Annotated in this window: 7 protein-coding genes; all 7 read left to right on the forward strand. The window is 65.0% G+C overall.

Annotation, left to right across the window (positions count from 1 at the left end):
* The first annotated feature begins 44 nt into the window (after positions 1-44).
* The 7 genes from H7A19_01205 (at position 45) to H7A19_01235 (ending at position 12,096) form a co-directional block, all read left to right on the forward strand.
* Entirely contained in the window at positions 45-3,230 is a 3,186-nt protein-coding gene (locus H7A19_01205; protein ID MCP5473445.1) for a hypothetical protein, read from the forward strand.
* Positions 3,231-3,487: 257 nt separating this feature from the next.
* Positions 3,488-5,386, forward strand: a complete 1,899-nt coding sequence (locus H7A19_01210) for a TonB-dependent receptor (protein MCP5473446.1) — start codon at positions 3,488-3,490, stop codon at positions 5,384-5,386.
* Positions 5,383-6,090, forward strand: coding sequence for a VTT domain-containing protein (locus tag H7A19_01215; GenBank protein ID MCP5473447.1), 708 nt, complete (start codon positions 5,383-5,385; stop codon positions 6,088-6,090). The genes H7A19_01210 and H7A19_01215 overlap by 4 nt, the downstream gene beginning before the upstream one ends.
* Positions 6,083-6,874: a VOC family protein gene (locus tag H7A19_01220; protein MCP5473448.1), complete on the forward strand. Its 792-nt coding sequence runs from the start codon at positions 6,083-6,085 to the stop codon at positions 6,872-6,874. Before H7A19_01215 ends, H7A19_01220 begins: the two co-directional genes overlap by 8 nt.
* A gap of 449 nt (positions 6,875-7,323) precedes the next feature.
* Positions 7,324-9,222 (forward strand): hypothetical protein, encoded by a 1,899-nt coding sequence (locus tag H7A19_01225; protein ID MCP5473449.1) that lies wholly within the window; start codon positions 7,324-7,326, stop codon positions 9,220-9,222.
* Positions 9,219-10,268, forward strand: a complete 1,050-nt coding sequence (locus tag H7A19_01230) for a ferritin-like protein (protein ID MCP5473450.1) — start codon at positions 9,219-9,221, stop codon at positions 10,266-10,268. The genes H7A19_01225 and H7A19_01230 overlap by 4 nt, the downstream gene beginning before the upstream one ends.
* A gap of 499 nt (positions 10,269-10,767) precedes the next feature.
* On the forward strand, positions 10,768-12,096 hold the full coding sequence (locus tag H7A19_01235) for an alpha/beta hydrolase (protein MCP5473451.1): 1,329 nt from the start codon (positions 10,768-10,770) through the stop codon (positions 12,094-12,096).
* Positions 12,097-12,098: the final 2 nt, after the last annotated feature.

Genomic DNA, 12,098 nt, shown 5'->3' on the forward strand with positions numbered 1-12,098 from the left:
CGGGCGACATTCATACTCGCAGCTCGTAAACCCGGGGGCGAGAGATGCGACGACTGATTCTGGCGATGTGGGCGCTGCTCGGCACTGTGCCGGCGGCAAACGCGGCTGAGACCGCACCTTCCTGCGCCGCGGCGCAGTCCTGTCCGCTGGTTGGGCCGGCCACACCGGCTGATCGCGCGCAATGCCTGAAGTGGCAGACCGAGCTTGAGCGTCCGGCCCGCTTCGTGTCGGGCGGGCAAATCCAGCTCGACCGTTTCGAGAAGCTCGTCGGCGACTGGATGGGGGGCTATTGCTATCGTCTGATCAGCGACGGCCGCTACGACTGGCCGCACGACGCCACGGCCCGCGATACCGGGCCCTTTGTCAGCACCTTTGCGAACGGCAAGTTCAGCGGCAAGAGTCTGAGCTCGCACGTGGTGGCGCGGGTCTGGTATTCGCCGGCGATGCGCGACTGGATGGCGGTCAACCGGCCCGCCAACGAGGAAGACGCGCCGGCCGATCCGCCAGCGATTCCCGAGGGCGCGATCATGGTCAAGGAGATGTGGCCGGCGCCGGCCTCGTTGTATCGAGGCGAATGCTTTGACTGCAAGGCGCCCGGCAGCAGCGGCGCAGTGATCTTCATCCGCGATTCGAAGAGCTTTTCCACCGGCTGGTTCACTGGCTGGTACGGCAAGGGCGCGGTGATCGACTGGCCCGCAGGCAAGGCCAATGGACTGACCAGCATGGGCGATGGCGGCCAGGGTTTCTGCTTGAACTGCCATGGTTCGACCACCCCCGGCAGCACCTTTGCCTCGATGAACAACATCGATGGTCATCCCGCCACTTTCGTCACCCAACTGCCGCCGATGTCCACCCAGGCGCCCATGGGCATGGGGGTGGCACAGAAATCCGCCTCATCGGCGGGGTCTTCGCCGGACGGGCAGGATGCCGATCGCGAACATCATCGCAGCCTGGCCATTCCGCTGACCGAGTTGATACCCGTCGACGAGGCCCTGGCAGTGGCTGATGCCGGCTTTGTCGACACTTTCGCCTGGCCGGTGCAGAACAAGAGCAAATCAAAGTCAGATCTGCCGGTGCCCGCCAACATGCCCTCGCAGACCTACGACAGCGTGCTGATTCCGGGCACTGGTCCTGTGGATCATTTCCTGACCTCCACCCAGTGCGTGGGCTGTCATCAGGCCAATGCCACCGGCTTGCAGCTGGACATGCTCGATTTCACGCCCGGACCACTGGGCGCGGGCGGCGAGGGCAAGCCGGTGAGCCTCTCGCCGTACTCGATGTGGAGCTCTTCGCCCATGGGACTGGCCGGGCGTGATCCGATCTTCTACTCACAGCTGGAGAGTGAGCAGATCATCCATGCCGACTGGAACCGCCGCGCCGACGGCAAGCAGAAGGCGGCGGTGCGCGCGCTGATCCAGGACACCTGCCTGCAGTGCCATGGCAACATGGGCCAGCGCCAGAAGGCCATCGACAGCCATGCCGAAACCGGCAGCTGCGCCCAGTTCTCGCGCGCCGAGGCCAACATCGTGCCTTTCCCCTACACCGATCAGAACTGGCCGCATCAAGCCCAGGCAGCCAGTTACGCCGGTCTCGCCCGTGACGGCATTTCCTGCTCCACCTGTCACCAGCTGGCCTTGTTCGAGGAGGCAGACAAGTTTGCCGATGCGCCGTGGAACACCTGCATCAAGCAGAAGCAGCAGAGCCTCAATCCCACCTTCACCGGCTTTGCGGCCACTTTTAGCGGCAGCTTCCCGCTGGGATCGCCAGACACCCTCAATGGGCCTTTCCCCGATCCGCTGACCAAGCCGATGGCCAACTCGCTGCGGGTGATTCCCGAGCACAACGAGGCCATCCGCAGTTCTGAAGTCTGCGGTTCCTGCCACAGCATCCATCTGCCGGTGCTGGATCGCCCGCAGCCTGAAGATCGCTGCCTGCCGCAAACCGATCCAGCCGATCCCTTCCGCTGCTTCCCCAAGCGTTATGAGCAGACCACCTATCCCGAGTGGGTGTTCAGCGCCTTCCGTACGGGCTGGCTCGGCGATCAGCTGTTGCCGAGCGGACCCGGCGATACGCCGCTCAGCTGTCAGCAATGCCATATGCCCAGCACCGATTCAGCGGGCAATGCCCTGGCGAGCAAGATTGCTTCCATCGAGGAGTACAGCAACTACCCGCAGACCGATTACCGCCTGCCGGCGGCCGAGATCGATCTGCCCGTGCGTTCGCCCTACGCTCAGCATCAACTGGTCGGGCTGAATGTCTTCCTGACCGAAATGGCCCAGCAGAAGCCCGAGATCCTGGGTATTCGCAGCCAGGATCCTGGCCTGGTGGGCATGAATGTGGCGCCGCTGCAGGTCACCGAAAATGCGATGGTGGAGCAGGCGCGCAAGCACACGGCGCAGCTGGTGGTGGTGCCCGAATGGGACGAGGCCAATGGAACGCTGCGTGCACGGGTCAGTGTCAGCAACCTCACCGGGCACAAGTTTCCGTCGGGCGTGAGTTTCCGGCGCGCCTTCATCGAATTCCGGGTACACGATGCCAAAGGGAGCGTGATCTGGGCTTCCGGGCGCAGCAACGATCAGGGCGTCATCGTCGACCAGAACCAGCAAGCGGTGGCCGGCGAGTTCTGGTGGGACCAGACCTGCCGTGCCCGTCTGCCCAACGCCTGGCAACCGCACTTCGAAACGATCAACGCCGAAAATCAGGCCCAGATCTATCAGGAATTGATCACCGACGCCGCGGGTCAGCTGACCACGAGTTTCCTCAGCATCAACGCCCATCCCAAGGACAACCGCCTGCAACCGCGCGGCTTCCTGCCCGAGCCGGAACGCATCGCCATTGCCGCGGCACTGGGTGACCGGACGCCCCTGCACTCGCACGGCGACGGACCTTTCCCGATGGACGAGAACCTCGGCGTGGCAGTGGGCCCGGAAGGCGAGGCGGCCAGCGACCCGGATTACCAGAACGGCTCGGGCATCGACCGCCTCGACTACGTGGTCAGCGGCCTTGGGGCCAAGCCGGCTTATGTCACGGCGCAGCTCCATTACCAGTCGATCCCGCCCTTCTACCAGCAGGATCGCTATTGCACCGCCGCCAATGCCGATCCCAAGGGCACGCCGACGACGGATACCGAGCGCCTGCACTATCTGGCGGCGCATCTGGATCTGAAGGGCACGGCTGCCGAAGGATGGAAGCTGGTCGTGGGCGCGCAGGCGCGCGCGGACGTGCGCTAGTGCGGGGCAGGTTCAGTAGCATGGGTTTGCCACAGGCGCACCCGGGGTTGTCGCGAGCCACCGGTGCCCGACCGATACGGCACACGGGTCGTGAACCGGCCGTGGTAGGTCACGTTGTCCGCGTGAGCGGGCTACGTGACATCGACATGCGTCACGTAGCTCGCTACGCGAGCAACGTGACCTACAACGGAAAATCAACGACATGCGATATGGATTCACGGAGAGCGGAGCGAAGCGATCCAGCAGCAGTGCTGCAAGTGCCTGGATTGCGACGTCGCTTTGCGCCTCGCAATGACGCATCAATAGCTTACGTCTTGCTGTTCGTCAGCCTGGGAATCAACATCGCCCAGGCCGAGCCCGTGCTCCCAGCCCAGCAAGTCACCGCCACGCGCTTGCCGACCACGCCGGCGGCTTCCACCCAGAGCGTGACCCTGCTCAGTCGGGCCGATCTGGCTGCGCTTCATGGCCTCAGCCTCAGCGACATCCTGCGCCGTCAGGCGGGCATCGTCATCGATCGCAGCAGCGCCAGCGGCGGCTACGGGTCGCTCTATCTGCGCGGCGCCGATCCCAGTCACACCGTGGTGCTGATCGATGGCGTGCGCCAGAACGACCCGCTGTCCTCCCGCGGCAGTGCCGTCGATCTCAATACCCTGTCGATCGACGACATCGAGCGCATCGAGATCGTCCGCGGCAATGCCAGCGTGGTCAACGCCGAGGCCATCGCCGGATTGATCCACATCCATACCCGTCGCGGCAGCGAGGGTGGCGGGTTTGGCGCCGTCGTCGGTGCTGACGGCTTGCTTGGCGCGCACGCCGCCTGGTCACAAGCGGAATGGCGGGTCAGTGCCAGCCATCGCGAAGACGGCGAGGGTGACGAAGGATTCCACCGCGCCCGAGCGCTCAACGCCGGTTGGGATCATGTCGTGGACGAAGGATTTTCCGCGCACGCCAGCGCGCGCCTGTCCGACAGCGACAACCGCGGTTTCCCCGACGACAGCGGCGGCGCGCGCCTCGCCGTCCTGCGTGATCTGGAATCGCGCCGCGGCCGCAGCCGACAGCTGTCGTTGCGCGCCGAATGGGCCACGACTGCGGGTGGCAGCGTGCAGTTGCAGGCGGTCACATCCGCGCGCAGCAGTGACGACGATTCCCCAGGGGTGGCGCCGGGATTGCGCGATCCCTTCGGTCTGCCGGCATTGGCGAGTCGCAGCGATTACCGCCGCGATGAGCTGCATGCGGATTGGTGGATCCCAGCCGGTGACAACTGGCAGTTCACGCTGGGTCTGGATCACCAGCGCGAGGATGGCGAGCTCGACAGTCGCATCGATTTCGGCGCCTTCCAGCTGCCGGCGAACTTCCAGCGGGTGCGGGAAACGACCGCCGCCTTCGCCGAAGCCCGCTGGCAGCGCGAGGACTGGAGCCTGCAGAGTGGCTTGCGCTACGAACACCCCAGCGATGGCGACGACAGCCTGCATCCCATGCTGTCGCTGCAACATCGTCTGGGTGAAGGCGGCGGTCAGGTTGGCGCGTCCATCGCGCGCAGCGAAAAGCGCCCGAGCTTTTACGCCCTCGGTCATCCGCTGGTCGGCAATCCCGAGCTGGCCCCCGAGCGTTCCTTGCAGCGCGAGCTTTACTACGCCAATGCCGACGACTCGGCCTGGCCTACCCGCCTGACGCTGTTCAGCGCCAGCTATCAGGATCTGATCGACTTCGACGCCGGTCCGCCGCCGCAACTGGTCAACCGCGCCCGCATCAACGCCGACGGCATCGAGTGGCGCAGCAGCGGGATGCTGTGGCGCGACTGGCGACTGCAGCTGGATGGCAGCTGGATGCGCGTGCGCGATCCGCAAGGCGCCGTCGAATTGCGCTACCGGCCGCGACTGCAGGCCAGCGCAGAGCTGTTGCTGCCATTCAGCGAGAGCCGACAGATGTCGCTGGCGCTGCGCCACCTGGGTGCTCGCCTGGATTCCTCGATTCCCACCGGCGATCGCCGGCTGCCTTCGGCCACCACGCTGGACCTGTCGCTGCGGCAGTCCTTTCGCGAGGTGCAACTGGTGCTGGGGCTGGACAACGCCTTCGACACCCAGGTCGACGAGACGATCGGCACGCGGGTGGATGGTCGACGCCTGCGGCTGGCCATCGAATGGAGTCTGCGATGACGCAGCGAACCTGGGTTCTTGACCCAAACCGGCTGCGTTGGTTGCGCGCCGCCTCCTTGCTTGGCGCCCTGCTGCTGCTGGTGCTCTTGCCTTTTGCCTTCTTCGGCGAGGCCATGGATCGCGCTGCGCCCCAATGGCTGCAAGCGGGCGATGGGCGCTGGTGGCTGGCGGCGGTTGGCATCGGTTTGCTGGCGGCCGATGTGCTGCTGCCCATTCCGAGCAGCCTGGTCAATGTTGCGCTGTGCCTTGGGTTAGGCCCGATCTGGGGCGGCATCGCCGTGGCCCTCGGATGTCTGCTGGCCTTCGCCGTCGGTTATGGCATCGGCTGGCTGGTGCCCGAGGCGCGACTGCGCGCATGGATCGGCCCGGAACTCTGGGATCGCAGCCAGACCGGTGCCCGTCGCCACGCACTGTGGTGGATTCTGGGCGCTCGCCCGTTGCCGGTGCTGGCCGAGATCAGCGCTCTGCTGGCCGGCGTGATGCGGCTAGACCCGCTGCCGGCCTTCGCCAGCGCCACCCTGGCCTCGGTGATCGTTGGCCTGCTCTACGGCGCCAGTGCCTGGCTGGGCGCCGGCGAGCCACATCTGGGCTTGACCTTGCTGGCCTTGCTGACGCTGCCCGCCGTGCTCTGGATCGTGCACCGCCTGATGTTGAAACGACTGCTGTCAGCGCAAGCCGCTGATCAAGGAGCGCCCCATGAATGATCTGGTCACCACCGCCGTCAGCCTGACCTCGCAGTGGTTCATTCGTCCCGGCTGCGAGGCCGAAGTGCACGCCGCGGTCACGCGACTGGCCTTTGACGTGCGCATGCAGGAGCCAGACACGCTGACCTACCTGGTGCACACACCCTACCTGAATCCGCCCGGCGCCGAGGCCCTGCAGTCCCTGCCGCCGACCACGCCGCAGCTGCTGTTGTTCTTCGAGGTCTACCGCAACCCGCAGGCCTTCCTGCACCACGTCAACGGTCCGCTGTTCACCCGTTTCGTCGAGGACTACGGCAGCCGCTTCGTCTCCAGCAAGAACAGTCCCTACACCACCGTGCAGTTTCTCTCGCGCCATGCTGGATTCGTGCGCGAGAGCCACGGCAGCAGTGAGCACACCGGCAACGGCAAGTCCCGCAGCAACCAGCATCCGGCGGTAATGTTCGAAATCATCGCCAAGGATCAAGCCAGCAGCCAGAAGTTCTACAGCGATGTCTTCGGCTGGCAATACGACAGCGGTCAGGAGGGCTTCTCGTACGTACATTTTCCGGTGCGCACGCAGCCTCTGCTCGGCGGCATCGGCCAGACCAATCCACGCGTGCCCGGGTTCGAACCCGGCCACAACTTCTACCTGCTGGTCGACAAGCTCGAAACCGCGATCGCCCGCGCCATGGCCGCCGGCGGCAAGCAACACATGGCACCGGCCAGCGTCGACGGCTACCGCTTCGCCATGATCAAGGACCCGGAGGGCAATCCCATCGGCCTGATCGAACCCTTCGAGCGCTGAGGCCATGAACGCCAGCCGTCATCCCCGCGAAAGCGGGGATCCAGTCGGGTCCCCCTGGATTCCCGCCTTCGCGGGAATGACGGTTCGCCCTTTCGCAGTTTCGGGCGGCCCTGTGGTTCCTCGCGAGCCACCCTCGATGGCACGACCATGCCCACGAACGATGAGCCCCGGCGTCATTGCGACCCCGGACTTGATCCGGGGGAAGCAATCCAGGGGCGTGCGGCGATGCGCTGGATTGCTTCGTCGCTGCGCTTCTTTCCATGAACCCATCTCGCCAGCGATGGATCTGGGGTCCGCATGAGCCCAACGCCGACTTCTTTCACCTGTAGGAGCGCCCTTGTGGCGCGACTGCTGCTACGAACGTGCGGCTGGACGGTCGCGACGCGAGGTCGCTCCTACAGGCCAGCTTGTGGTTACACCTCCTCCCATCCCAATTCGGAGATGCCTAGATGAGCTATCTCAACGCCTTGCGCCTGCATTTCGCCGGCCGCTTCCAGGCCAATGTATCCACGGTCAACAACGATCCGGCGCATTTCGACAACGCCATCTTCAAGCCCAGGTACCAGAACATGCAGGGCCCGGGGATGGTGCCACCCAATGGCTGGTTCAATCCGCAGGGTGATGCCGCCTGGCGGCTGCTTGGTTGCAGCGTGACCTCGGCGTGGACACCCGCCGGCGCCGTGACTGCGAGCGATCCGGTACTCGGCTACATCGTGGCCGATTCCGACACCCTGGCGCCCGCCAAGCTGGTTGATCTGGATAGCGAGCAGCAGATGTGCTCGGAGATCTGGGGCCTGCAGGTGCGCATCGCCGATGCCACCGGCAATACCTTGCTGTGCGCCGACTACGATCCCGCCGCCTTCATGGACATCTGGGCGCGGGCCAGTTCTTCGTCGGGCGGCGACAACGTCGCTGGCGCGATGTACCAGTCGGTACTGAGCAATCTGCAGTGGGCCGATGTGTCCGGGTCTGCCTTTCTGACAGCGCTCAAGGCCGCCGCCAGTGATGGTCTGCTCTCGATCAAGTTCAACGTCGACGGCTTCAACCTCGATTACACCTCGCCCGACTTCATGACCGGACGCATTGTCGGCACCATCGGCCCGGCCAGCACCAGCGAACCGCAGCAACTGTTGATCGGCCGGCAGTTCATGGCTGCCTCGGCGCCGTCCAACAGCTTCTTCCTGCCCCAGGGCCAGATCAATTTCTGCGCGGGCGTGCTCGATGCCGCCGCCAACTGTTTGTACCTGGATCTGGGCAATGCACTGCCCAGCACCACCGCAGGCGGCCCCATGCAGAACCTGGGCGATCTCACCCTCAGTGCCTGCAACCCGATCGCCCTGCCGGGCTTCCCCGCTGGCACCACCACGGCCCTGGGGACGATCGCAGCCTCCGGCACCAGCGGCTACGCCACCGATGCCGACTGGTACACGCGCACCGCGGGCGTGGTCGTACTGCCATTGACTACCGCGCAAGTGCAGTTGGCCGCCACTTCCCAGTTGCTGCTGACCGGCGCCTCAGGCGCGATGATCAGCGAGTGGAGCAATGGCCTCTGGGTGCGCGCCGATCGCTTCGTCTATCGCATGAGTCCGGGCGACAGTGTCGACATCCCGGTCTATGCCACGCAGTTTGGTCAGCCCCTGCCGGGCGCATCGATCAGCTTCACGCTCGATCCCAGCCAATTGCAACCCGGCAGCGGTTTTCCCTATGTCGCGCCCAGCCCGCCGGTAGCCACACCGACCAGCGCGCTGGCCTTCAACGCCACGGCAAGCACCGACAACAACGGCAAGGCCGTGCTGACATTGGCCGTGACCGATCCCGGCACCCCACGCTATTTCAACAACGGGCTGGACTACGGCATCGACGGCCAGGTCTACGGCATCCGCCCGGCCTTCACCAACGCGTCGCAGAATGTCGGTCCGATCAACGAGTTGAACTTCATCAGTCTGCTGCTGTGGAGTGGCTTCACACCGGCCGATCCCATCACCTGGACCGATCTGCAGCCGATCTTCCAGCAGTACGCCAATCTCTATCCGGTGATGAATCGCTTCCTGAATCTGGCCGACTACGATTCGGTGGTCGCCAACGCCCACCTGCTGTTGCTGGCCTTCGGGCTCGATCCGGCCAATCCCAACGCCATGCCGGTCACCCGCGATCTGTCGCCGGCCAAGCGTAAGGCCATCCTGGCCTGGCTCAAGAATCCGCTGCCCGGTGCAGTGGCGCCTTCCACCCGCAAGGCGGCACCGCCCTCAGCCGAAGCCCTGGCGTCGGGCCCGCCACCCCAGCAAGGCGGAAAAGTCGCCGCCCGCGCTCGCCGACTGGTGCTGCAAAGCCAAGGAGAATCCCGATGATCCGCCTGCAACGCTCAATGCTGGAAGGGCTGACCGGCCCGGCCATCACCCCGCAAACCGTCTGTGCCTCGCTGCAGCAGGCCATCGAACTGGAGCACGCCACGATACCGCCGTACCTGTACGCGCTGTATTCGCTCGATACCGCCAAGAACGCGGCCATCGCCCAGATCATCCAGTCGGTGGTGCTCGAAGAAATGCTGCACATGACCCTGTCGTCGAATGTCATGAACGCCCTCGGCGGCTCTCCCGACATCGACAAACCGGGCTTCGTCCCGACCTACCCGGGCCCGCTGCCGGGCGGTGTGGAGGCTGATCTCACGGTCAACCTGGCCCCGTTTTCCATGACCCAGTTGCAGACTTTCCTGCAGATCGAGAGTCCGGCCGACCCGCTGGTGTACAAATCAACGGCCATGGCCGAGATGGTCAGCAAGACCATCACCATCGGCGAGTTCTACACCGCGATCTCCGATGCCATCGGCCAGCTTGGAGACAGCGCTTTCGTCGATCCGCCGCGCAACCAGATCGGCCCGGAGATCATGCCCGGCGCCATCGTCGTCACCGATGTCGCCAGCGCCCAGCAAGCCATCTCCGTGATCATCGAGCAGGGCGAAGGCACCAGCACCTCGCCCGAAGATGGCGATGGCGAAGTGGCCCATTACTACCGCTTCATGCAGATCCAGAAAGGCCATCTGCTGGTGCCGGTGCCGGGGTCCAATCCACCCACCTATGCCTACACCGGCGCGCCCGTACCCTTTGACCCCACCGGGGTGTATGCCGTGCCCACCAATCCCGGCGTGCCGCCCGGCTATCCCATCGGCAGCGCCCAGGCCTTTGCCAACGACAACTTCAACTACACCTACGCCAGCCTGCTGATCTCGCTGCACGCCATGTTCAACGGTGACAACAGCCAGCAGCAGTTCAACCAGGCCATCGGCGTGATGATGTCGCTCAAGGGCCAGGCCAAGGCGATGATGGCCGGCATCCCCAATCCCGCCGTACTCACCGGCCCCAGCTTCCAGTTCCAGCCGGTCAATCCGCCCAGCTGACCGGGTCTCTCGTCGTAGCCCGGTGTGGCGCGCAGCGGCTCACCGGGGCTCTTCCGCATCACCGCCCGACAAAGCTGCCGCGGCCAAGGCCTGTGGGAGCGGCTTCAGCCGCGACAGCATCTCGCGGATTGAAGGGGCAGGGGGCAGGGGTCCAACCTCGACGCATGATCTGACCGTGCCGCAACGTGGGTCCCCCGCCCCCTGCCCCCTGTTTGATGCGCGAACAAACGCACCGCCAGGGGCGACCGGGACTCCCACAGAGAGCCACAGCCAATCGCGGCTGAAGCCGCTCCCACAGCGCGCCGCAGCCAATCGCGGCTGAAACCGCTCCCACAGGCAACACGACACTTCACCCCCAGGGTGCGAGTTTTTCCGCCTTCGCGACATATAGGAGAGATACCGGGCCGTCATCGCCGGTCTGGGGCGTGTTCGATGTCGCAGAGTCGAGCACCCGCTTCGTGCTGTCCTGTCGGCTGTGCAGACTCACAGGAGACCCGTCATGGCCATCGTCATCCTTCACGGCTGGAGCGACAACTTCGCCTCCTTCAAGGACATCAAGGCGATCATCGCCGCGGGCATGCCGGCGCCGCCGGTGGACATCCATCTGGCCGACTGGTTGTCACTGCAAGACGACGTGACCATGACCGATCTGGCCGAAGCCATGCAGCAGGCATGGATGGCCAACGGCCTGTCGACCACCCCGCATGCGCACGATGTGGTGGTCCACAGCACCGGCGCGCTGGTGGTGCGCGAATGGATGACCCGCTATTTCACGCCAGACACCGTGCCCGTCAAGCGTTTCGTCATGCTGGCGCCGGCCAACTTCGGCTCGGGTCTGGCACACAAGGGTCAGAGTTTCATCGGTCGCGCGGTCAAGGGCTGGAACACCGGCTTCCAGACCGGCACCCAGCTGCTGCGCAATCTGGAACTGGCCTCGCCGTACACCGCCACCCTGGCCGATCGCGATCTGTTCAATTCCAACGCGCGCTGGTACGGCAGCGGCAAGGTGCTGGCCACCGTGCTGGTGGGCGACACCGGCTACGACGGCATTCGCGCCATCGCCAATGAAGACGGTTCCGATGGCACCGTGCGCATCAGCACCGCCAACCTCAGCGCGTTGCGGGTAGATGTGCAACTCGGCAGTCAACCGGGGCAGGTCGCCAGCGTCAGTTCGCAGGCGGTGAATGGCGACATCGCCTTCGGGGTGCTCGCCGGCCATACCCACGGTTCCATCGTCGACAAGGGTTCCTCCGGCAAGTACCAGCTGCGCGATCGCCTGCTGCTCGATGCACTGCAGATCACCGATCTCGACTATCCCGCGGCAGTCGGCGGTGCATTCCGCTGGCAGCAGCGCCTGAATGCCGAGGCCGATCCAGCCCGGGCCGACGATCAGCTGCAGAACACCGTGGTCTATCTCAGCGATCACCTTGGCCACGAAGTGCCGGATTATTTCTTCGAGTTCTATCGCGACCCGCTCAAGAACGACAAGGCCAACCGACGATTCGAGCAGGATTTCTACAAGCGGGTGGTCACCGACGTCCACGTCTACGGCCCTAACAAGGCCTGGCGCGCGCTGTACATGGACATCAAGGCTCTGCGTGCCCTGCAGGCGCAGATTCCGCAGCTCTACATCAGCGTGTCCGCCACGCCCGAGTACAGCCAGTCGAAGAAGCAGCCGGTCGGTTATCTCGGCAGCGCCATGGATTCGACCGGCGAGCTGGTCATTCCCAACGCCCGGCTCGATCACTACTTCGCCCCCCACCGCACCGTGCTCATCCGCGCCGTGATCCCGCGCTACCAGCACAGCAGCATCTTTGAACTCAAATGACC

This window comes from Rhodanobacteraceae bacterium (assembly GCA_024234055.1).
Lineage (GTDB): Bacteria > Pseudomonadota > Gammaproteobacteria > Xanthomonadales > SZUA-5 > JADKFD01.

Bases quoted from the DNA above. Each gene is read 5' to 3' on its own strand.
- H7A19_01230 (MCP5473450.1), top strand. From the start codon at position 9,219: ATGATCCGCCTGCAACGCTCAATGCTGGAAGGGCTGACCGGCCCGGCC.
- H7A19_01205 (MCP5473445.1), top strand. From the start codon at position 45: ATGCGACGACTGATTCTGGCGATGTGGGCGCTGCTCGGCACTGTGCCG.
- H7A19_01225 (MCP5473449.1), top strand. From the start codon at position 7,324: ATGAGCTATCTCAACGCCTTGCGCCTGCATTTCGCCGGCCGCTTCCAG.
- H7A19_01235 (MCP5473451.1), top strand. From the start codon at position 10,768: ATGGCCATCGTCATCCTTCACGGCTGGAGCGACAACTTCGCCTCCTTC.
- H7A19_01220 (MCP5473448.1), top strand. From the start codon at position 6,083: ATGAATGATCTGGTCACCACCGCCGTCAGCCTGACCTCGCAGTGGTTC.
- H7A19_01215 (MCP5473447.1), top strand. From the start codon at position 5,383: ATGACGCAGCGAACCTGGGTTCTTGACCCAAACCGGCTGCGTTGGTTG.